The sequence below is a fragment of the Streptomyces sp. NPDC002790 genome (assembly GCF_040295505.1).
Classification (GTDB): domain Bacteria; phylum Actinomycetota; class Actinomycetes; order Streptomycetales; family Streptomycetaceae; genus Streptomyces.
Genome location: NZ_JBEOVM010000033.1, coordinates 45,519 through 66,520, shown reverse-complemented (window position 1 = coordinate 66,520; position 21,002 = coordinate 45,519). Strand labels below are relative to the sequence as shown.

At 68.3% G+C, this 21,002-nt stretch carries 20 protein-coding genes, 2 tRNA genes and 1 pseudogene; 18 read left to right on the top strand and 5 right to left on the bottom strand.

Going from position 1 to position 21,002, the window contains the following annotated elements:
- The 7 genes and pseudogenes from ABT004_RS17635 to ABT004_RS17605 all read left to right on the top strand — a co-directional run.
- Positions 1-105 (top strand): annotated as a pseudogene (locus tag ABT004_RS17635) (6-phosphogluconate dehydrogenase); the annotation flags it as partial.
- Positions 106-176: 71 nt separating this feature from the next.
- A complete protein-coding gene (gene recF / locus ABT004_RS17630; protein ID WP_351337362.1) occupies positions 177-1,301 on the top strand; it encodes a DNA replication/repair protein RecF in 1,125 nt (374 codons plus the stop codon).
- Complete coding sequence (locus tag ABT004_RS17625) at positions 1,298-1,858, top strand: DciA family protein (protein ID WP_351337359.1); 561 nt, start codon at positions 1,298-1,300, stop codon at positions 1,856-1,858. Before recF ends, ABT004_RS17625 begins: the two co-directional genes overlap by 4 nt.
- Positions 1,859-2,157: 299 nt before the next feature.
- The gene (gyrB, locus tag ABT004_RS17620; protein WP_351337356.1) at positions 2,158-4,206 is read left to right on the top strand and encodes a DNA topoisomerase (ATP-hydrolyzing) subunit B; all 2,049 of its coding nucleotides are present in this window, start codon (positions 2,158-2,160) and stop codon (positions 4,204-4,206) included.
- 41 nt (positions 4,207-4,247) lie between these two features.
- On the top strand, positions 4,248-6,875 hold the full coding sequence (gene gyrA / locus ABT004_RS17615; protein ID WP_351337353.1) for a DNA gyrase subunit A: 2,628 nt from the start codon (positions 4,248-4,250) through the stop codon (positions 6,873-6,875).
- An 18-nt stretch (positions 6,876-6,893) separates the two neighbouring features.
- Positions 6,894-7,610 carry a DUF3566 domain-containing protein gene (locus tag ABT004_RS17610; RefSeq protein WP_351337350.1) on the top strand — a complete coding sequence of 239 codons (717 nt, stop codon included), beginning with the start codon at positions 6,894-6,896 and terminating at the stop codon, positions 7,608-7,610.
- Positions 7,611-7,741: 131 nt separating this feature from the next.
- Positions 7,742-7,815 (top strand) — tRNA-Ile (locus ABT004_RS17605).
- Between the two features lie 375 nt (positions 7,816-8,190).
- Here the strand turns inward: ABT004_RS17605 and ABT004_RS17600 are convergent.
- Positions 8,191-8,523: a DUF6344 domain-containing protein gene (locus ABT004_RS17600; RefSeq protein WP_351337347.1), complete on the bottom strand. Its 333-nt coding sequence runs from the start codon at positions 8,521-8,523 to the stop codon at positions 8,191-8,193.
- A 251-nt stretch (positions 8,524-8,774) separates the two neighbouring features.
- Between ABT004_RS17600 and ABT004_RS17595 the strand changes: the two genes are divergently transcribed.
- Positions 8,775-8,903, top strand: coding sequence for a DLW-39 family protein (locus tag ABT004_RS17595; protein ID WP_003999697.1), 129 nt, complete (start codon positions 8,775-8,777; stop codon positions 8,901-8,903).
- A gap of 159 nt (positions 8,904-9,062) precedes the next feature.
- The gene (locus ABT004_RS17590) at positions 9,063-10,544 is read left to right on the top strand and encodes a hypothetical protein (RefSeq protein WP_351337345.1); all 1,482 of its coding nucleotides are present in this window, start codon (positions 9,063-9,065) and stop codon (positions 10,542-10,544) included.
- Between the two features lie 33 nt (positions 10,545-10,577).
- Here the strand turns inward: ABT004_RS17590 and ABT004_RS17585 are convergent, their stop codons facing one another.
- Together ABT004_RS17585 and ABT004_RS17580 are read right to left on the bottom strand one after the other, a co-directional pair.
- Complete coding sequence (locus ABT004_RS17585) at positions 10,578-12,332, bottom strand: serine/threonine-protein kinase (protein WP_351337343.1); 1,755 nt, start codon at positions 12,330-12,332, stop codon at positions 10,578-10,580.
- Between the two features lie 60 nt (positions 12,333-12,392).
- On the bottom strand, positions 12,393-12,941 hold the full coding sequence (locus tag ABT004_RS17580; protein ID WP_351337340.1) for a helix-turn-helix domain-containing protein: 549 nt from the start codon (positions 12,939-12,941) through the stop codon (positions 12,393-12,395).
- 183 nt (positions 12,942-13,124) lie between these two features.
- Here ABT004_RS17580 and ABT004_RS17575 point away from each other — a divergent pair.
- A tRNA-Ala gene (locus ABT004_RS17575) sits at positions 13,125-13,197 on the top strand.
- 70 nt (positions 13,198-13,267) lie between these two features.
- Here the strand turns inward: ABT004_RS17575 and ABT004_RS17570 are convergent.
- Positions 13,268-13,969: a DUF5324 family protein gene (locus ABT004_RS17570; RefSeq protein ID WP_351337337.1), complete on the bottom strand. Its 702-nt coding sequence runs from the start codon at positions 13,967-13,969 to the stop codon at positions 13,268-13,270.
- Between the two features lie 280 nt (positions 13,970-14,249).
- On the opposite strand from ABT004_RS17570, the gene ABT004_RS17565 reads away from it, so the two are divergent.
- Positions 14,250-14,777 (top strand): peptidylprolyl isomerase, encoded by a 528-nt coding sequence (locus tag ABT004_RS17565; protein WP_351337334.1) that lies wholly within the window; start codon positions 14,250-14,252, stop codon positions 14,775-14,777.
- 171 nt (positions 14,778-14,948) lie between these two features.
- Entirely contained in the window at positions 14,949-15,848 is a 900-nt protein-coding gene (locus ABT004_RS17560; protein WP_351337331.1) for a rhomboid family intramembrane serine protease, read from the top strand.
- Positions 15,849-16,111: 263 nt separating this feature from the next.
- On the opposite strand, the gene crgA is transcribed toward ABT004_RS17560, so the two are convergent.
- Complete coding sequence (crgA, locus tag ABT004_RS17555; RefSeq protein WP_351337328.1) at positions 16,112-16,369, bottom strand: cell division protein CrgA; 258 nt, start codon at positions 16,367-16,369, stop codon at positions 16,112-16,114.
- Between the two features lie 153 nt (positions 16,370-16,522).
- Here crgA and ABT004_RS17550 point away from each other — a divergent pair, with 153 nt between their 5' ends.
- The 6 genes from ABT004_RS17550 (at position 16,523) to ABT004_RS17525 (ending at position 20,948) form a co-directional block, all read left to right on the top strand.
- Positions 16,523-17,290 carry a DUF881 domain-containing protein gene (locus ABT004_RS17550; protein ID WP_351337325.1) on the top strand — a complete coding sequence of 256 codons (768 nt, stop codon included), beginning with the start codon at positions 16,523-16,525 and terminating at the stop codon, positions 17,288-17,290.
- 30 nt (positions 17,291-17,320) lie between these two features.
- Positions 17,321-18,016 carry a class E sortase gene (locus tag ABT004_RS17545; RefSeq protein WP_351337322.1) on the top strand — a complete coding sequence of 232 codons (696 nt, stop codon included), beginning with the start codon at positions 17,321-17,323 and terminating at the stop codon, positions 18,014-18,016.
- Between the two features lie 41 nt (positions 18,017-18,057).
- Positions 18,058-18,219 (top strand): hypothetical protein, encoded by a 162-nt coding sequence (locus tag ABT004_RS17540; protein ID WP_326022339.1) that lies wholly within the window; start codon positions 18,058-18,060, stop codon positions 18,217-18,219.
- The gene (locus tag ABT004_RS17535; RefSeq protein WP_351337319.1) at positions 18,216-18,863 is read left to right on the top strand and encodes an aminodeoxychorismate/anthranilate synthase component II; all 648 of its coding nucleotides are present in this window, start codon (positions 18,216-18,218) and stop codon (positions 18,861-18,863) included. Before ABT004_RS17540 ends, ABT004_RS17535 begins: the two co-directional genes overlap by 4 nt.
- Positions 18,860-20,146, top strand: a complete 1,287-nt coding sequence (locus tag ABT004_RS17530; protein ID WP_351337316.1) for a class E sortase — start codon at positions 18,860-18,862, stop codon at positions 20,144-20,146. Before ABT004_RS17535 ends, ABT004_RS17530 begins: the two co-directional genes overlap by 4 nt.
- A 61-nt stretch (positions 20,147-20,207) precedes the next feature.
- On the top strand, positions 20,208-20,948 hold the full coding sequence (locus ABT004_RS17525; RefSeq protein WP_351337313.1) for a class E sortase: 741 nt from the start codon (positions 20,208-20,210) through the stop codon (positions 20,946-20,948).
- The last annotated feature ends 54 nt before the right edge of the window (positions 20,949-21,002 follow it).

The following is a 21,002-nucleotide window of genomic DNA, read 5'->3' as shown; positions in this document are numbered from 1 at the left end:
TCGCTGTTCGCGCGCTTCTCCTCCCGCCAGGAGGACTCGCCGCAGATGAAGATGATCGCGGCGCTGCGCAACCAGTTCGGCGGCCACGCCGTCGAGAAGAAGTAATCCACACCTGTAGAACACCGCGCCTGTAGAAAACCGCTGTTCAGAACTCTGGGGGAGGTCGGCCCACGACCATGCACGTCACGCATCTGTCGCTGGCCGACTTCCGCTCGTACACCCGGGCGGAGGTCCCTCTCGACCCGGGCGTCACCGCGTTCGTGGGTCCGAACGGGCAGGGCAAGACGAACATCGTCGAGGCCGTCGGCTACCTCGCCACGCTCGGTAGCCACCGCGTCTCCTCGGATGCTCCGCTGGTGCGCATGGGCGCCGAGCGTGCCGTGATCCGGGCGCAGGTCCGGCAGGGCGAGCGCCAGCAGCTCGTCGAGCTGGAGCTGAACCCGGGTAAGGCGAATCGCGCAAGGATCAACAGGTCTTCGCAGGTCAAGCCGCGTGACGTGCTCGGGATCGTACGGACGGTGCTGTTCGCGCCCGAGGACCTGGCCCTGGTGAAGGGCGATCCCGGTGAGCGCCGGCGCTTCCTCGACGAGCTGGTCACCGCACGCTCGCCCCGGATGGCGGGCGTGCGCTCCGATTACGACCGTGTCCTGAAGCAGCGCAACACGCTCCTGAAGACGGCGGCGCTCGCGCGGCGGCACGGCGGGCGCTCGATGGATCTGTCCACGCTCGACGTGTGGGACCAGCACATCGCGCGCGCGGGGGCGGAACTCCTCGCGCAGCGGCTCGACCTGATCGCGACGCTGCAGCCGCTCGCCGACAAGGCGTACGAGCAGCTGGCGCCGGGTGGCGGGCCGATCGCCCTGGAGTACAAGCCCTCGTCCCCCGAAATATTCGGGCACGCGCGCGAGGAGCTGTACGAGCAACTCCTCGCCGCCCTCGAGGGGGCGCGCAAGCAGGAGATCGAGCGGGGCGTCACGCTGGTCGGCCCGCACCGCGACGAACTGGTCCTCAAGCTCGGCCAGTTGCCCGCCAAGGGCTACGCGAGCCACGGCGAATCCTGGTCGTATGCGCTGGCGCTCCGCTTGGCCTCGTACGACCTGCTGCGGGCCGAGGGCAACGAGCCGGTGCTCGTTCTCGACGACGTCTTCGCCGAGCTGGATGCGCGCCGCAGGGAGCGCCTGGCGGAGCTTGTGGCGCCCGGTGAGCAGGTTCTCGTCACGGCTGCCGTCGACGACGACGTACCGGTTGTGCTGGCGGGCACGCGCTACGCGGTGTCGGACGGGACGGTGGAGCGACTGTGAGCGCCGGAGAATCCCCCGAAGGTGCGAAGGACCCGCGGGAACCAAAAGGCGATCCCGAGCCTTCGGGTGTCGATCTGGCCCGCGTCGCCCTACGTGCGGCGAAAGAGGCGGCACGCGCGCGTGGTGACTCCGCGCAGCAGAAGAAGCAGGCGCGGCGCGGCGGCGGACTGCGGTCCGGAGCGCGTTCCGACGGTCGGGATCCGATGGGGCTCGGCTCCGCCATCAACCGGTTGATCACCGAGCGGGGCTGGGAGACACCGGCCGCGGTAGGCGGCGTCATGGGTCGCTGGCCGCAGATCGTCGGTGAGGACCTCGCCAAGCACTGTGTTCCGCAGAAGTACGACGAGGACGAGCGGGTTCTGGTGGTGCAGTGCGATTCGACGGCCTGGGCGACTCAGGTGCGGATGCTGGCTCCGCAGCTGGTCAGGCGGTTGAACGAGGATCTCGGGCACGGCGCTGTGCGGCGCATCGACATCAAGAATCCCGGCGGCGGTCCGCGCCGCTACGGCCCCTTGCGAGCCCCCGGAAGCACCGGTCCCGGTGACACCTACGGGTGAGTGAAGGGCCTCCGTAGCTGGTGGTTCATACCCGGAAGCGCTGAGTGCCGCTGTGAGCCTCCTGAAGCCCCGCACCGCATAGGGGGAGTCGGCCGAGACCGGTTGAGGGCGGCACATGCGGACTCAGGCGCCGCCAAACCCCCATCTATGTCCGAGCTACCGGTACACTGGGAGACAATCCCGCCCCACTTGTGGGACGCACCGAGCAACGCTGATCAGGGCTTACCGAACAAACACGCCGCAGCCGCTCCGGCCACCAACCGGGAGCTTGGCTTGTGCTGTGCCAGAAAGGGCGCTTCGTGGCCGATTCCGGCAACCCCAACGAGAACATCCCGTCCACCGACGCCGCAGTGCACGGCGGGGCCACAGAGGCCTCGTACGACGCCAGTGCGATCACCGTCCTCGAAGGGCTGGACGCGGTCCGCAAGCGACCCGGCATGTACATCGGCTCGACCGGTGAGCGTGGCCTTCACCACATGGTGCAGGAGGTCGTGGACAACTCCGTCGACGAGGCCCTCGCGGGTCACGCGGACACGATCGACGTCACGATCCTGCAAGACGGCGGCGTCCGCGTCGTCGACAACGGCCGTGGCATCCCCGTCGGCATGGTCGCCTCCGAGGGCAAGCCCGCCGTCGAGGTCGTCCTCACCGTCCTGCACGCAGGCGGCAAGTTCGGAGGCGGCGGTTACGCCGTCTCCGGTGGTCTGCACGGTGTGGGCGTCTCCGTCGTGAACGCGCTGTCCACAAAGGTCTCCGTCGAGATCAGGACCGAGGGCTACCGCTGGACGCAGGAGTACAAGGCCGGCGTTCCGACGGCGCCGCTGGCGAAGCACGAGGCGACCGAGGAGACCGGTACCTCGGTCACCTTCTGGGCCGACGGCGACATCTTCGAGACCACCGAGTACTCCTTCGAGACGCTGTCGCGGCGCTTCCAGGAGATGGCCTTCCTCAACAAGGGCCTGCGGATCAACCTCACGGACGAGCGCGACATCGCGAAGGCCACGGCCGGAGCGGACACGAACGAGGCGGGCGACGACACCGCCTTCGAGCCGCGTTCGGTGTCGTACCACTACGAAGGCGGCATCGTCGACTTCGTGAAGTACCTCAACTCCCGTAAGGGAGAGGTCGTTCACCCCTCCGTGATCGACATCGAGGCCGAGGACAAGGAGAAGCTCCTTTCCATCGAGGTCGCGATGCAGTGGAACACCAGCTACAGCGAGGGCGTCTACTCCTTTGCCAACGTGATCCACACGCACGAGGGCGGTACCCACGAAGAGGGCTTCCGCGCCGCGATGACGGGCCTCATCAACCGGTACGCGCGCGACAAGAAGCTGCTGCGCGAGAAGGACGACAACCTCACGGGCGACGACATCCGCGAGGGTCTGACCGCGATCATCTCGATCAAGCTGAGCGAGCCGCAGTTCGAGGGCCAGACCAAGACCAAGCTGGGCAACACCGAGGCGAAGACCTTCGTCCAGAAGGTCGTCTACGAGCACCTCCAGGACTGGCTCGACCGGAACCCCGTCGAGGCCACGGACATCATCCGCAAGGCCATCCAGGCGGCCACCGCGCGCGTGGCGGCCCGTAAGGCCCGTGACCTGACCCGTCGCAAGGGCCTCCTGGAGACCGCCTCCCTGCCGGGCAAGCTCTCCGACTGCCAGTCGAACGACCCCACCAAGTGCGAGATCTTCATCGTCGAGGGTGACTCCGCCGGTGGCTCGGCCAAGTCCGGCCGTGACCCGATGTACCAGGCCATCCTGCCGATCCGAGGCAAGATCCTGAACGTCGAGAAGGCGCGCATCGACAAGATCCTGCACAACCAGGAGATCCAGGCGCTGATCTCGGCCTTCGGCACCGGAGTCCACGAGGACTTCGACATCGAGAAGCTCCGCTATCACAAGATCATCCTGATGGCGGACGCCGACGTCGACGGTCAGCACATCAACACGCTGCTCCTGACGTTCCTGTTCCGCTTCATGCGGCCGCTCGTCGAAGCCGGTCACGTGTTCCTGTCGCGCCCGCCGCTCTACAAGATCAAGTGGGGCCGTGACGACTTCGAGTACGCGTACTCGGACCGTGAGCGCGACGCCCTGACCGAGATGGGCCGGCAGGCGGGCAAGCGCGTCCGCGAGGACTCGATCCAGCGCTTCAAGGGCCTCGGTGAGATGAACGCCGAGGAGCTGCGCGTCACGACCATGGACCAGGAGCACCGCGTGCTCGGCCAGGTCACCCTGGACGACGCCGCCCAGGCCGACGACCTGTTCTCGGTCCTCATGGGCGAGGACGTCGAGGCCCGGCGCTCGTTCATCCAGCGCAACGCCAAGGACGTCCGCTTCCTCGACATCTGAGTCGGTCTCAGCTGACCGCGCAGAAAGGATCTTGACCAGCAATGGCCGACGAGAACACCCCCACGCCGCCTCCTTCGGAGAACGAGGACGGCAGCGCCATCGCGATGCGCATCGAGCCCGTAGGGCTCGAGACGGAGATGCAGCGCTCCTACCTCGACTACGCGATGTCCGTCATCGTGTCCCGCGCGCTGCCCGACGTACGTGACGGCCTCAAGCCCGTCCACCGCCGCGTCCTGTACGCCATGTACGACGGTGGCTACCGGCCCGAGAAGGGCTTCTACAAGTGCGCTCGCGTCGTCGGTGACGTCATGGGTAACTACCACCCGCACGGCGACTCCTCGATCTACGACGCCCTGGTCCGCCTGGCCCAGCCGTGGTCGATGCGCATGCCGTTGGTGGACTCCAACGGAAACTTCGGTTCTCCGGGCAACGACCCCGCGGCCGCCATGCGCTACACCGAGTGCAAGATGAAGCCGCTGTCCATGGAGATGGTCCGTGACATCGACGAGGAAACCGTCGATTTCACGGACAACTACGACGGCCGCTCCCAGGAGCCGACCGTCCTGCCGGCCCGCTTCCCGAACCTGCTGGTCAACGGTTCGGCGGGCATCGCGGTCGGCATGGCGACCAACATCCCGCCGCACAACCTGCGCGAGGTGGCGGCCGGCGCCCAGTGGGCCCTGGAGAACCCGGAGGCCTCGCACGAGGAGCTCCTGGACGCCCTCATCGAGCGCATCAAGGGCCCCGACTTCCCGAGCGGCGCCCTTGTAGTGGGCCGTAAGGGCATCGAGGAGGCGTACCGCACCGGCCGTGGCTCCATCACGATGCGCGCGGTCGTCGCGGTCGAGGAGATCCAGAACCGCCAGTGCCTGGTCGTCACAGAGCTGCCCTACCAGGTCAACCCGGACAACCTCGCCCAGAAGATCGCCGACCTCGTGAAGGACGGCAAGGTCGGCGGCATCGCGGACGTCCGCGACGAGACGTCGTCCCGTACGGGCCAGCGCCTGGTCATCGTCCTGAAGCGGGACGCGGTCGCCAAGGTCGTGCTGAACAACCTGTACAAGCACACCGACCTCCAGACGAACTTCGGCGCCAACATGCTGGCGCTGGTCGACGGCGTCCCGCGCACGCTGTCGCTCGACGCGTTCATCCGGCACTGGGTGGCGCACCAGATCGAGGTCATCGTCCGCCGGACGAAGTTCCGCCTGCGCAAGGCGGAGGAGCGCGCCCACATCCTGCGTGGCCTCCTGAAGGCCCTGGACGCCATCGACGAGGTCATCGCGCTCATCCGGCGCAGTGAGACCGTCGACGTCGCGCGCGGGGGCCTCATGGAGCTCCTGGCGATCGACGAGATCCAGGCGAACGCCATCCTCGAGATGCAGCTGCGCCGACTGGCCGCCCTGGAGCGCCAGAAGATCGTCCAGGAGCACGACGAACTCCAGCTGAAGATCAACGAGTACAACGCGATCCTGGCCTCGCCCGAGCGGCAGCGACAGATCGTCAGCTCGGAGCTGCAGCAGATCGTCGACAAGTTCGGCGACGACCGCCGCACCATGCTGGTGCCCTTCGAAGGCGACATGTCCGTCGAGGACCTCATCGCCGAAGAGGACATCGTCGTCACCATTTCGCGTGGCGGTTACGTCAAGCGCACCAAGACCGACGACTACCGCTCCCAGAAGCGCGGCGGCAAGGGCGTGCGCGGCACGAAGCTCAAGGAAGACGACATCGTCGACCACTTCTTCGTGTCGACGACGCACCACTGGTTGCTCTTCTTCACCAACAAGGGGCGCGTCTACCGCGCGAAGGCGTACGAACTCCCGGACGCCGGGCGGGACGCACGCGGCCAGCACGTCGCGAACCTGCTCGCCTTCCAGCCGGACGAGTCGATCGCCGAGATCCTCGCGATCCGCGACTACGAAGCGGTGCCCTACCTGGTCCTCGCCACAAAGGCGGGCCTCGTAAAGAAGACGCCTCTGAAGGACTACGACTCGCCGCGTTCCGGTGGTGTCATCGCCATCAACCTCCGCGAGGCGGCGGACGGTTCGGACGACGAGCTGATCGGCGCCGAGCTGGTCTCCTCCGAGGACGATCTGCTGCTCATCAGTAAGAAGGCGCAGTCCATCCGGTTCACCGCCACGGACGACGCGCTGCGTCCCATGGGGCGTGCCACGTCCGGCGTCAAGGGCATGAGCTTCCGCGAGGGAGACGAACTGCTCTCGATGAATGTCGTGCGTGCCGGTACGTTCGTGTTCACCGCCACCGACGGTGGGTACGCAAAGCGGACCAACGTCGACGAGTACCGCGTCCAGGGTCGCGGTGGCCTCGGTATCAAGGCCGCCAGGATCGTGGAGGACCGTGGAGAGCTCGTCGGCGCTCTGGTGACCGAGGAGACCGACGAGATCCTCGCCATCACGCTGTCCGGCGGTGTGATTCGTACGCGAGTCAACGAGGTCAGGGAGACGGGCCGTGACACCATGGGCGTCCAACTGATCAACCTGGGCAAGCGCGATGCCGTCGTCGGTATCGCTCGTAACGCCGAGGCCGGCCGTGAGGCAGAGGAAGTCGAGGGTGCCGTCCCGCAGGACGCGGACGATGCCGAGATCGACGACACCACCGCCGACGAGACGGCCGTCGGAACGGACGAGGGCGGACAGTCCTCGGCCGAGTAGCGCGAGGAGTGAGTCATCGTGAGCGGAGCCACGGGCGCAGGCTCTACCGGGACATCCACCGGTACGGATACTGAGAGCGGCCGTGGCTCCGCTCATGACGTCGATGACGTCAAAGGCTCAACCGGCTCGACCGACTCGACCGACTCGACCGACTCGAACGAGTCTCATGGATCCCAGGGGGGAACTGTGACGGACACCCGAGGTCCGCAGACCCAGCAGTACGCGGCCGGTGGCAGCGGTGGCAGCGGTGCCCTGCCGGGCGAGAGGCCGCAACAGCCGGCCCAGCCGTATCACCCGCCGCAGGCGTACCAGAACGCCCCGGACTCTGTCCGCAGGCCGCGCACGGGGGCGCGCACCACCCCGCGTACCCGCAAGGCCCGTCTGCGGGTCGCCAAGGCGGACCCGTGGTCGGTGATGAAGGTCAGCTTCCTGCTGTCCATCGCGCTCGGCATCTGCACGATCATCGCGGCCGCCGTGCTGTGGATGGTCATGGACGCCATGGGGGTCTTCTCCACGGTCGGCGGGACAATCTCCGAGGCCACGGGCTCGAACGAGTCCAACGGCTTCGACCTGCAGTCGTTCCTGTCGCTGCCGCGCGTCCTGATGTTCACGACGGTCATCGCCGTCATCGATGTCGTGCTGGCCACGGCTCTGGCGACGCTCGGCGCGTTCATCTACAACCTCTCCGCGGGCTTCGTCGGCGGCATCGAGCTCACGCTCGCCGAGGACGAGTGACCGTTCCTCCGGCTTGCTGAGGCCCGACAGACCCGCTGGTGGGCGGGCCAGGACTATCGATTTTGGGACTGGCCCCCCAGTGCGCTAATCTTCAGGAGTCAGCGCGCGGGACACACACCGCAGAGCGCGGCGGGGCTATAGCTCAGTTGGTTAGAGCGCATCCCTGATAAGGATGAGGCCACAGGTTCAAATCCTGTTAGCCCCACATAATGAGGACCCTCAAGCGGAAACGCTTGGGGGTCTTTTGCTGTACGTGGGGTGGGGTGGCGTCCCCGGACATGCCGATGGGCCCGCGCAGCCGTAGGGGATGGCTGGGGCCTCGTTCGACAGTCCTGCTCTTCTGTTGTGCGTAGCTGTTGTGGGTAGCCGCTGTGCGTCTGTGCCGTGCGGCTCTGTTGGGCGTCTGTGCTGCGTGTTGCTGTTGTGTGGCTCTGTTGGGCGTCTGTGCTGCGTGTTGCTGTTGTGCGGTCTTGCCTTGTCCGGGCGTTGTTCGCCCGGCTGTTCCGTCTCTGCTGCTGTTCGTGCGTCCTGCTGTCCTGCTGTTCTTGCTGTTCCGGCTCTTGCTGCTGTGTGGTGCCGTCTACTGCTGCGACGTGAGGGACTCGGACGCCAGGTGGCTGTCGGCGTTGCGCTGCTCGGTGTCGGCCGGCGGGCGGTGGCGGGCGCTCGGGGAGGAACCGTGGGCCTCGGCGCGGATGCGCTGCTTCATCGTCGGTGGCAGGGACCGCTTGAACGACCAGTACGGGCGGGCCGTCGCGGGGGCGGGGGTACTGACCGCCGCGGTCTGGGTCTTCTCCGTCTGCAGAGTCGGAGTGGCCGCGGTGGCCGGGGAGGTGAGTCCGAGCGCCGAGAACAGCGCGATGAATGTGGAGATGATGACGGTCCACAGCGTCATGACCTTGTGCTTGGTCATGGCCCCTCGCTTTCAGGTTGGGTGATTTGCGTACTTTCCTCATGATGTGGATGGGGACCCGCTGGTGCGGGACCGACGCTCGCGGGGCGTCGATATTCCGATGAACACCACTCGGATGGGCGCAAACGCCCTTTTCCACTGCGGACTTCGGGGGCTGAGTTGAGGTGGATCCAGGTCACCGATCGGTATCGGTCGGTGTGTATAGTCGGGCGCCAGAAGTCCCCTACGTCAAGGAAAGACGAGGTCGCGCGGTGAAGAAGCTTCTCCTGGTCGCACTGGCCGCCATCGGCGGGCTCCTCGTGTACCGCCAGATCCAGGCGGATCGCGCCGAGCAGGATCTGTGGACGGAGGCGACTGACTCCGTGCCCACGGGTTCGTGAGTATCGACAACAGTCTCTTCATAGGGCCCCGGTCGCAGCAGCGGCCGGGGCTTTGTGCTGTCCGGGGGCTGCTCGGGGCTCCTTTACGTATGCGATGACGTGGCGGGAATCCGTCGCACGCGGGACACCGTGCGCAGTGGAACGGCAGGATGGCCGTCCATGGGGAGACTCCTGAGGCGGCTGAGGAAGGGGCGGCGCGGCCGGGTCCTGGCGAGGGGCGCTGCCGGGGCGGGGCTGTGCGCGGCCCTGGTACTGGCGCTGCCAGGGGCGGCGACGGCTGCGACGGTGGCCGCGGCGGGGAGCGGCAACCCGTATGACTTCGCAGAGGGCGCCCGGAGCGTCGACGGGGCGCGCAGTGGCGCGACGGCGGCGCAGCTCAAGACGGGTGCGACCTACCGGAGTTCGCTCGCGGCGGGGGCCGGCGTCACCTCGTACTACCGTGTCGAGCTGGACGGGGCCGCCACCGCGTACGCCTCGGTCGTGGCTGTCCCGCCGCTCGGCTCGGGCGTGAGGGCGGCGGTCGCGGACGGCATCGTGGTGTCGCTGCGGGACGGCCAGGGAAATCAGTGCGACGTGGAGCGTGCGACGTTCCGCTCCGGCTCCTATCCGCGGCCGATCGCGGTGGCGGTCGAACGTTCCGTACGTCCGGGTGGGCTGCGGTGCCAGTCGGCGGGGACGTACTACGTGGTCGTGGAGCGGACGGCGGCGGCCGGGTCGAGCGAGCGGGACTGGGGGCTCGAGCTGCGGGTGGCCACCGAGCCGGGGCTGGTGTCCGCCGCTCCTGGAGCGGGGGCGCGGTCCTGGCCGTCGGAGCCGGCGACGCTGCCGTCGGGGGCGGGTGCGCGGCGCAGCGGGGGCACGGGGTTCAACGATGCGAGGGCGTTGACGTCCGGCGCGTGGCAGGACCGGATCGGGCCGGGGCAGAGCCACTTCTACCGGGTGCCGGTGGACTGGGGGCAACAGCTCTCACTCGGCGCCGAGTTGGACGATTCGGCGGGTGGCGGCGGTACCCGGCGGGGAACGGTGCCGGGGGCGCTCGACATGGAGCTGTACAACCCCGCGCGGGCGCCGGTGGCGGCCAAGGGCGCCACGTACTCGGGTGGCACGACGTCGGCCGCGTTCGAACCACTGCCGCCCGTGGCGTACGGGAACCGGCTGCTGTCGCGCGAGGACGAGGCGGCGATGGGGCTCGCGGGCTGGTACTGGCTCAAGGTCACGCTCAACCCGGCGATGGCGGAGAAGGCCGGAGGGCTCGGGATGACGTTGCGGGTGGCCGTCGACGGGTCGGCGAAGCAGGCGCCCGACTATGTGCGGGATCCGGGGGAGTTCCAGGTGACGGCCGAGGATCGGGCGGTTGCCGAGCGGGGGGAAGGCGGGGCGGAGTGGGACTTCGGGTCCGGCCCGGGGGCCGGCTCAAGGTCGGAGTCGGGGGCGGGGTCGAATTCTGATCCGGGTGCTGGTGCCGGGAGTGGGCGTGGTGGGGGTTCCGGTGGTGCGGTGGCTTCGTCCGCTACGTCACCGGGGGGCGACCTGATGACATTGGTGGGGGTGGCCGGGGTCGGGACCGGGAGTGCGCTGGTGCTGTGGCTGGCGGCGTGGCGGGTGCTCGCCGTCCGGAAGGTGCGGCGGGCGCAGGGCTGAGAGGGGGGCGGGCTCCGGGCGCGGGTGGGCCGGTCAGGGGCGGGTCAGTGCCCAGATGCCCACCGCGAAACAGGCCAGGGCCAGGAGCAATACCGGGATCGTCACCCTCACGGGTGGTCCTGGCCGGGGCCGGGGAACTTCTCCGTCGCCGGATGCGTACAGAGAGTGATGGGCCTGGGGAGGGTCGAGCGGGGAGGGGGCGGACGAGTGCGGGGCGCGAAGCGGGGGTTCGGGGGCCGGCTCCGGAGCGGGTTCAGGTACGGGTGCCGGTTCAGGTCGTACGGGGATGGGTTCCGGTACGAATTCTGGGTGGGCCGTCGGTGGGGTGTGCGCCCCGGGTGGCTGGGGCTGCGTGGCCGACGGTTCTGTGGGGCTGACCAGCGGCGGGGTGAGGCCGGCCGCTGGCGCCGGGGGCATCTTGGGCGCGGGAGGGAGTTGGGATGCGGGAGGGAGCTGGGGCGCCGGTGGGGCTGGAGACCCCGCGGGGGTGACGGAGGCCGAGGCCGCGGGGGGTGCCAAGGGCCTTGGCGGGAGCAGGGCGTTGGCGGGTGGCGGCGGAGCATGCGGCACCGATGCGCCCGCACTGTGCGTCACTGGGCCCTTGGAGCGCCCCGCCGATCCGCCTTCGGGCCTTGCCGCGTTCGTACCGGGGTCGGCCGTACCTACCTGGTGGCCTGTCGTGTCCGCACCGTGCGCCGGTGTCTCGGGGCCGTGTATCGGAGGGGCGGCGGCCTGCCCAGCGGTCTCGGCCTCGTGCACCGGTGTCTCGGGGCCTGCCACCGGCGAACCCTCCCCTGCTACCGGCAATCCCGGCCCTGCTACCGGCAAACCCGGCCCTGCCAGCGGCGAACCCGCCCCTGCCACCGGCGACCCCGCATCTGCCACCGGCCGGGCCCGGCGGCCGCGTACCGGTGGGCCGCCGGGGCCGAAGCCCGGGGGAAGGGGGCCGAGTTGGTCGAAGACCTCGATCAGCTCGTCGTCGGGGCCCGGCTCCGGGAGGAGTTCGGTGGCGGCGAGGAGTGCCTTGCGGGCGCCGGTCGCGGTGCGGAACCGCGTATCGGGGTCCGGCTGCAGCAGCCCGGCGAGGACGCCCCACAGTGGCCCCGGCACGCCCTGCGGCGCCCGCGGAGTGCCGTGTTCCTCGAAGTGTTCGATCAGCGCCCTGGAGTCGGGCATGGCGCCCTCGAGGAGATGGAGCGCGACGAGCCCCACGGCGAACAGGTCCGCGGGGAAGTCGGGCTCCGCGCCCAACTCCTGCTCGGGCGCGAAGTACCCCGGCGTGCCCACCACATAGTCCGCCTCCGTCAGGCGCGGCTCGCCCTTGCGCATCGCGATGCCGAAGTCGGACACGCGCAGATGCGGCAGCCCGGTACCGGTGGCCTCGAGCAGGAGGTTGGCGGGTTTGATGTCGCGATGCACCACGCCTTCGGCGTGCACGGCGGTGAGCCCGGCGAGGAGCTGGTCGAGGAGCACGCAGGCGAACTGGGGCGGCAGCGGCCCATAGTCCGCGACGAGATGGACGAGCGAACCGCCGGCGACCAGATCCATGGTGAACAGGACCTTGTCGTCGTCCGCCGCCCAACTGGCCGGGGCCAGGACGTGCGGATGATCGATGCGCAGCGCCTGCTCGCGCACGAAGCGCAGCAGAGTATGGGCGTCGGACTGCTGCAGTACCTTCGCCGCCACATAGCGGCGGCGCCGATGGTCCCAGGCGCGCCAGACCGCGCCCACTCCCCCGCGGCCGATCGGATCGGCCAGTTCGTACCGGCCGGCGAAGACCTCACCCATGGTCGTGCGTCGCTCCCCTCCCGGAGCCGAAGCCGGACACGGCGCCGCGCCGGGCCGGGGTCAGCTCTGGTGCGACTGGTAGTGGGCGACCGCGTCGGAGGTGCGCCCCGCGCCGTACACCCGGAGGAACTCTGCCAGTTCGGGGTGGCTGGGGGCGAGCGAGTCCGCCGCGTCGATGATGTCGCTCGCAGCCGAGACGGAGCGCAGCAGCGACTGGATCTCACGCACCACGCGCTTCACCGTCGGTGCACCCGAACTGTTCGACGCCTGCCCGGTGTTGGTGAGCACCGACCCGCCCTGTGACTTCTTGATCTCGTCCATCCGCTCGGTGGCCTCGGCGGCGCTGACGCTACCGTCGGCGACCTGTCCCGCGAGCGACTGCAGCAATTGCACGCGCTGCACCACGGCAGGGTTGCCGATCTTCGCGCGCTGACCGCTCATCAGCTGCGACAGCATGGGGGCGGAAAGCCCGAGCACCCCCGCGAGGCGGGCCTGATTGAGCCCCAGGTCCTCGATCAGCCGACGGAAGAGCGCCCCCAGCGGCTCCCCGTACCAGTTCCGCTGGAGCTCTCTGGCTCTTGCGGTGGCTTCCTGCTGTGCGGCATCCATTGCGTCTCCCCATCGCTTCCCCAAGTACGGTCCTTCGCTGCCGCGAAGTACGTGGGGCATCTTACGGAGAGTGGTCGCCCGTCGGGACCCCCAATCTTTTTGCAGGATTCAGGGGGTGACCCGGTACTCTGGTCCACGGTGCCGCACCGGGGCTCGGTTCTTCCGGTGGAGCGCACCGTTTTCGGGGCCTTAGCTCAGTTGGTAGAGCGCTGCTTTTGCAAGGCAGATGTCAGGAGTTCGAATCTCCTAGGCTCCACAGAAAAAGCCCCTCCGACCAGGAAAAACCCTGGTCGGAGGGGCTTTCGCCGTATGCGGGCGGGCCGCGGTCAGCGCTCGCCGCCTTCCGGGCCGGTGTCCGCCTCGGCCTGCTTCGCCTCTACTTCCGGGTCGAGGACATCCCGACCGCTGCCGTCGACGGAGGTCAGCGGAGCACTGTCGGGAACCTCGGTGGCGGCGGGCGGTTCCACCAGCCAGTCCGGGTTGGCCTGCTTGTCCCACCACTTCCACGCGGCGAACGCGCCACCCGCGATGATGCCGAGCACGACGAGCCGCTTGGCGAGGCGCCCGGAGCGGGACCGGCGCTCGTGCTTGCGCACAAGCTTGCGGATCTCCTTCGGCGAGACATCGCCGCGCAGCCCGGAGTAGGCGGCGCTGCTTCGCGCCGCGGCCTCCTTGCGAGCCGGCTCGGCCGCGGCCACCGCCTGCTCGATGCGCGGCTTCGAGTACGCCGCAGCCTGCCGGGCGGCCTCACGGGTGCGGGACGCCGCGTCGTGCGCGGCGTGGTCGAGCTTCGGCGGGACATGCGTCCGCGCCTGCTCGAGGCGTGGAGCGAGGTGCGTGTCGTACTGGGCACGCGCCTGGTGCGCTGCCTGCGAAACCTTGGGCCCGAGCGTGACGCGCGCCTCTTGCGCGTACGTCGTGGCCCGGTCCCTGGCCGACTCGGCGTAGGGGGCCACCACTTCCGCGGCATGCAGCACGCTGTCCTTCGCCGAGCCGGTCGCGGCGCGCACGCTGTCGATGCGGGTCACAGGATCCTCCTCCTCGGTGGCGTACAGGTTTTCACCTTTCCACCCTTATATGGATCATGCCTGCCAGGAGCGTCAATGCGGTGGTAAGGCTTGGTACGGCTTGATAAAGGGACTTGGCGACGACAATGCCACGGATCGCGGCGGGGCGCGCCTCTTCGACTGCGAGTAGACCGGTTTTCGGCGGCTGAAACCCCCACACGACCCTGACACGTCCGCCCGGGGGCCCCGGACGGACGCCGTGCGAGGATCGGTGTGCACAAATGTCAACGGAAGGCAGATCGTGGCCGAGCAGCTGTACGCCACTCTCAGGACCAACCAGGGCGACATCGAGGTCCGGCTGCTGCCGAACCACACTCCCAAGACGGTCAAGAACTTCGTGGAGCTCGCCAAGGGCGAGCGTGAATGGACCAACCCGGAGACCGGGGAGAAGTCCACGGCGCCCCTCTACGACGGCACGATCTTCCACCGCGTCATCGGCGGCTTCATGATCCAGGGCGGCGACCCGCTGGGCAACGGAACGGGCGGCCCCGGCTACCAGTTCGAGGACGAGTTCCACCCCGACCTGGCCTTCACCAAGCCGTACCTGCTGGCGATGGCCAACGCGGGACCCGGCACGAACGGTTCGCAGTTCTTCATCACCGTCTCGTCCACCGCCTGGCTGACCCGCAAGCACACGATCTTCGGTGAGATCGTCGACGAGGCCAGCCAGAAGACCGTCGACGCGATCGCCGGTACGCAGACCAACCCGCGCACCGACCGGCCGGTCAACGACGTCGTCATCGAGTCCGTCCTCGTAGAAACCCGATAGAGACTCGGTAGGACTCGGTAAAGACCCGATAGTCCCCGCAGGGAACTAAAGCGCCCCGCTCGTCCGTCGCCTGTTCGTAGGCACGGGGGCGGGGCGGCGCGTTGCGCAGCCGCGCGGTGCCGACGTCACCACACCCCACCACCCGACCAGAGACCCGAGGGGACGACCGCCATGGACCAGGCGCCCGGCAGCCCGCAGGAACCGAAGGACGCCGAGGGCCTGCCCGGCTGCTACCGGCACCCGGACCGCCCGACCGGCATCAGCTGCACCCGCTGTGAACGGCCCATCTGCCCCGAGTGCATGGTCAGCGCATCCGTCGGGTTCCACTGCCCGGAGTGCGTGCGCAGCGGCTCGGGGACCGGGCACGCGCCGAGCGCCAACCAGCCCAGGACGATGGCGGGCGGCACGGTCACCTCCGATCCGCGCCTGGTCACCAAGGTGCTGCTCGGGCTCTGCGTGGCCTTGTTCGTCGTGCAGATGACGGTCGGCGACCGGTTCACCGAGCGGTTCGAGATGCTCGGCCTCGCCTGGGTTCCCGACCTCGGCGGCCTCGAAGGCGTCGCGGAGGGGCAGTGGTACCGGCTGCTCACCGCGATGTTCCTGCACGGCAGTTACGTCCACATCGCCTTCAACATGCTCAGCCTGTGGTGGATCGGCGGCCCGCTGGAAGCGGCCCTCGGACGCGCCCGCTACATCGCGCTGTATCTGGTCTCGGGCCTCGCCGGCAGCGCCCTGACCTATCTGCTCGCCGCGCAGAACCAGCCCTCGCTCGGCGCCTCCGGTGCGATCTTCGGCCTGTTCGGTGCGACGGCAATCCTGATGCGGCGGCTCAACTACGATCTGCGGCCGGTCATCGCGCTGCTCGTGATCAACCTGATCTTCACGTTCAACCCGGCCTTCAACATTGCCTGGCAGGCGCACATCGGCGGCCTCGTCGGCGGCCTGATCGTCGGGTACGCGATGGTCCACGCCCCGCGCGAGCGTCGTGCGCTCGTGCAGTACGGGGCCTGTGCGCTGGTTCTGGTCGCCGTGCTGGTCACCGTCGTCGTCAGGACCGCGCAGCTCACCTGAGCCCGGTTATCCACGGATGATGAGCCAGGTTGTCCACAGCGAGTGGCGGATCTTGTGCATCCTGTGGGGAACAACTGTGCCCCTTGTCGTCAACCTGGGTTTGACCAGGAGGGACAAGGGGCGAACAGGTGGTCGAGTGGGGTTGAGGCAGTCATACCGGCGTCAACAGCCGGAGGGTTATCCACAGATCATGCGACCTTTTCCACGGCTGTGGATGGTTCATCAAAATCTGTGGATAACTCGGTGGATAGCTCAGGGGAGAGCTACTTCCACTGGGTGGAGACGCCGAAGCCGCCGGCGATGAAGCCGAAGCCCACGACGATGTTCCAGTTGCCGAGCGCCTTGATCGGCAGCGTGCCGTCGGCCACGTAGAAGACGACGATCCAGACGAGTCCGATGAGGAAAAGCGCCAGCATCGCCGGGGCCACCCAACCGCGGTTGGTCAGCTTGATATTGGCTGCCTGCTTCGACGCCGTGGGCGGCGTGTAGTCGGCTTTCTTGCGGATACGTGACTTCGGCACGAGGGTCTCTCCTGTCGATGCGCTGCGTGGCCGCGCAGAGTACGTGGGCTGGCTCTGGAGCAGCGTACAAGGGGAACTTGTGGGGAATCCCCGTGCTCCTCCGGGCGTCCGTTAGCGTAGTGCTTCCGTGGCGTCGAAGGAGATAAGGGTACGTTGAGCAATTCCGTCGACTCTGCCAAGAGCTCCGCCCGTGGGCGCCTGCGGCCCGTGCGCTTGCTCACCGTTGGCGTCTTCGCGCTCGCCGGCCTCATCTTTTTCACCAGTTTCAATACGGCCAAGGGCACCAATATCCGGACGGACGGGTCCCTGCTGAAGCTCTCCGACCTCATCCAGGAGCGCAGCCGTAAGAACAAGGATCTGGAAGCGGTCAACAGCGGGGTCCGCGGTGACGTCGAGCGCCTCGCCGAGCGCGACAACGGCTCCACCGAGGCCGACGACAAGAAGCTGACCGGTCTGGAGAAGGCTTCGGGGACGATGAAGGTGAAGGGTGAGGCGATCTCCGTCACACTCGACGACGCCCCGCCGAACGCGGCCCCCAAGCTGCCCGGCTACCCCGACCCCCAGCCCAACGACCTGGTCATCCACCAGCAGGACCTGCAGGCCGTGGTGAACGCGCTGTGGCACGGCGGCGCCAAGGGCATCAAGGTCATGGACCAGCGCCTCATCTCCACGTCCGCCGTCCGCTGCGTCGGCAACACCCTGATCCTCCAGGGCCGGGTCTACTCGCCCCCGTACAAGATCACCGCGGTCGGGGATCCGGAGAAGCTGAAGCAGACGGTCGCGGCCTCGCCCGAGATCCAGAACTACATGCTGTACGTGAACGCGTACGGGCTCGGCTGGAAAGTCGAGGACGACGGGGCGATGACTCTTCCCGGTTACTCGGGCACAGTGGATCTCCACTACGCGAAGCCCGTGAAGTAGCCATGGAGTAGCCGCCGTACTGGGGGGCCTGTGTCGGTACGTGTCGCCATCAGGACATTCAGTGAACTCTGCATCACCGTCGGCGCCTTGATCGTGCTGTTCGTCGCGTACGTGCTGTTCTGGACCGGTGTGAAGGCGGACAGTGCGATGGGCAGTCAGATCGACGACCTCCAGGACCAGTGGGCGAAGCGGCCGGTGGCCAGCGCGGCGCCCGAGGGGCAGACCAGTACGGCGCCGCCGAAGCAAAGCCCGTACAAGGATGGCGATCCCTTCGGTGTGATGTACATCCCGCGGCTCGGTTTCACGTGGAACAAGCCCGTGCTGCAGAACACGAAGGTCGGCACTCTCAAGAAGGGGCTCGGGCACTACGCCGGCACGGCCCAGCTTGGGGAGAAGGGGAACTTCGCGGTCGCGGGGCACCGGCGCACGTACGGCGACCCGTTCAAGGACTTCCCGAAGCTCAGGCCGGGTGACCCGGTCGTGCTCACCGACGGGACCACCTGGTTCACGTACGTCATCGACACCAAGCCGTACAAGACGCTGCCCAGTGATGTCGGAGTGATCGACCCGGTGCCGCGCAAGTCCGGTTACGAGGAGCCGGGGCGCTATTTGACGCTGACGACGTGTGAGCCGGAGTGGGGCCACAGTCACCGGCTGATCGTCTGGGCGCATCTTGATGCCACTCAGCCTGTGGAGGCAGGCAAACCGAAAGCCTTGCGCCGTTAGTCTGGTGCCGTAATCGCAGAACGGTGGAAGGGGAGCCCGGCATGTACGGCTGGATCTGGCGGCATCTGCCGGGGAACACCTGGGTGAGGGCGGGGATCTCGGTCCTGCTGGCCCTGGCGGTCGTGTACGTCCTCTTCCAGTACATCTTCCCCTGGGCCGAGCCGCTGCTGCCCTTCAACGATGTGACGGTGAACGGCCAGTGAGCACCCGAAAGACCCGCATTCTCGTCGTCGACAACTACGACAGCTTCGTCTTCAACCTCGTCCAGTACCTGTACCAGCTGGGTGCCGAGTGCGAGGTGGTGCGCAACGACGAGGTGACGACCTCGCACGCGCAGGACGGGTTCGACGGCGTGCTGCTCAGCCCGGGTCCCGGCGCCCCCGAACAGGCCGGTGTCTGCATCGAGATGGTGCGGCACTGCGCGGCGACCGGTGTGCCCGTCTTCGGTGTCTGCCTCGGCATGCAGTCGATGCAGGTGGCGTACGGCGGCGTGGTGGACCGCGCCCCCGAGCTGCTGCACGGCAAGACCTCGCTCGTCGGGCACTCGGGCAAGGGCGTCTTCGCGGGCCTCCCCGACCCGTTCACGGCCACCCGCTACCACTCGCTGGCCGCGGAGCCCGGCACCGTACCGGAGGAGCTGGAGGTCACGGCTCGTACCGAGGACGGCATCATCATGGGGCTGCGCCACCGTGAACTGCCCGTCGAGGGCGTGCAGTTCCACCCCGAGTCGGTGCTCACCGAGCACGGGCACCTGATGCTCGCGAACTGGCTCGTCGAGTGCGGGGACCAGGGCGCTGTGGCCAGATCTGCCGGGCTCGCGCCGGTCGTGGGCAGGGCATCGGCGTGACCGCGTTGCGCCCCGAGCAGGACGGTGAGGCCGGCGGGTTCGAGGATGCGGTGCGTCGCCTCGACGACCCGCTGAACGACCCGCTGCCGGGGCAGCACCCGTCGCCGTGGTTCCGGCCGTCGGGAGGGCAGGAGCAGGCGCCACAGCCGGAGCCGGAGCGCCGGCAGGGGCAGCGGCGGGGCGAGGAGTCGAAGCGCCGCCTGGAGCCGGAGCCCGAGTGGTACGACCCGCAGGGGTACGCCCAGGACTGGTACGGGAGCGCGCAGGAGCAGGCCCAGGAGCAGGCGTCCGCGGCCGCGCGCCGGACCCCGGAGCCGCCGCCCGTAGCCCGAGAGGCCGTAACCCGAGAGTCCGTCCCCACTCCCGTACAGGAAGAGCCGGAGCCTCGGCTGGTGCGGGACGACGAGACCGTTGCCCTGCGCACCGCGGACACTCGGCGAATAGTCGAGACCGCGCCGCCCACCGGTGGCCGCGCCGCGCGCAGGAAGGCCGCCAAGCGGGGTGCGGGACGGCACTCGGCCGCGCCCGCGACGGAGCAGGAGTCGGAGCCGGGGGCGGACGGCAAGCCGCTGTCCCGGGTCGAGGCGCGGGCCGCGGCGCGGGCGGCCAAGCCGGGTGCGGGCGTGATCGCGAGCCGAGCGGTCGGCGAAGTCTTCATCAGCCTCGGGGTGTTGATGCTGTTGTTCGTCACCTACCAGCTGTGGTGGTCGAACATAAGGGCCCACGACATCGCCGGCAGCGCCCGGCACAGCCTCGAGGACGACTGGGCCAACGGCAAGCGCAAGCCCGGCGCGTTCGAGCCGGGGCAGGGCTTCGCGATCCTCTACATCCCGAAGCTGGACGTCGTCGTGCCGATCGCCGAGGGGATCAGCAAGCCGCAGGTGCTCGACAAGGGCATGGTCGGGCACTACGACAAGGACAGCATTCCGACGGCGATGCCGGACGCGAAGAAGGGGAACTTCGCGGTCGCCGGGCACCGCAACACTCATGGCGAGCCGTTCCGCTTCATCAACCGTCTTGAGCCGGGTGACCCGATCGTGGTCGAGACGCAGGACAAGTACTACGTGTACAAAATGGCGAGCATCCTCCCGCAGACGATGCCGTCGAACACCGCTGTGCTCAACCCGATCCCGGCGGGCTCCGGATTCACCAAGGCGGGGCGCTACATCACTCTGACGACGTGCACTCCGGAATTCACCAGTACGTATCGAATGATCGTCTGGGGCAAGATGGTCGAGGAGCGTCCGCGGAGCAAGGGCAAGCCGGACGCGCTCGTCGAATAACCGGGGAACTCCGGGCACCAGGCATCGGGCAGTACGGCGCACAGAGACGGGGCATGACGCAGTGGCAGCGACGACCGACCGTGGGGAAGAAGCCGCACCGAACGGCTCTTCGCCTTCGCCCTCGCCCCGGCGCGGCAAGATCGCGACCGCCGTCAGTGTCTTCGGTGAACTGCTCATCACCGCGGGCGTGATCCTCGGTCTATTCGTCGCCTATTCACTGTGGTGGACGAACGTCGTCGCCGATCGCGAGGCGGGCAGGCAGGGCGACAAGGTCCGTGACCAGTGGAAGGGCAGCAGCGGTCCCGGCGCCCTGGACACCAAGAACGGCATCGGCTTCCTGCACGTTCCCGCGATGAGCAAGGGCGACATGCTGGTCGAGAAGGGCACCGACGCCAAGATCCTCAACGACGGTGTCGCCGGCTACTACAAGGACCCCGTGAAGGCGGCGCTGCCGATGAACGGGAAGAACGGCAACTTCTCGCTGGCCGCGCACCGGGACGGACACGGCGCCAAGTTCCACAACATCGACAAGATCGAGAAGGGCGACCCGATCGTCTTCGAGACGAAGGACGACTGGTACGTCTACAAGGTCTACAACATCCTCCCGGAGACATCGAAGTACAACGTGGACGTCCTCGACCAGGTGCCCAAGGAGTCGGGGAAGAAGAAGGCCGGGAAGTACATCACGCTGACGACCTGCACGCCGGTCTACACGTCCACGTACCGCTACGTGGTGTGGGGCGAGCTGGAGCGGGTCGACAAGGTGGACGGCGACCGTACGCCACCGAAGGAACTGCGGTAGGGCGGTTGGCGCTGCCCTTACGATGGGCGGGGCCCGAAGCCGCAACTTGTTTTT

Coding starts and splice junctions, on each gene's coding strand:
- ABT004_RS17540 (WP_326022339.1), top strand. CDS start 18,058: ATGTACGGCTGGATCTGGCGGCATCTGCCGGGGAACACCTGGGTGAGG.
- ABT004_RS17560 (WP_351337331.1), top strand. CDS start 14,949: ATGGACCAGGCGCCCGGCAGCCCGCAGGAACCGAAGGACGCCGAGGGC.
- ABT004_RS17580 (WP_351337340.1), bottom strand. CDS start 12,941: ATGGATGCCGCACAGCAGGAAGCCACCGCAAGAGCCAGAGAGCTCCAG.
- ABT004_RS17590 (WP_351337345.1), top strand. CDS start 9,063: ATGGGGAGACTCCTGAGGCGGCTGAGGAAGGGGCGGCGCGGCCGGGTC.
- gyrA (WP_351337353.1), top strand. CDS start 4,248: ATGGCCGACGAGAACACCCCCACGCCGCCTCCTTCGGAGAACGAGGAC.
- ABT004_RS17585 (WP_351337343.1), bottom strand. CDS start 12,332: ATGGGTGAGGTCTTCGCCGGCCGGTACGAACTGGCCGATCCGATCGGC.
- recF (WP_351337362.1), top strand. CDS start 177: ATGCACGTCACGCATCTGTCGCTGGCCGACTTCCGCTCGTACACCCGG.
- ABT004_RS17600 (WP_351337347.1), bottom strand. CDS start 8,523: ATGACCAAGCACAAGGTCATGACGCTGTGGACCGTCATCATCTCCACA.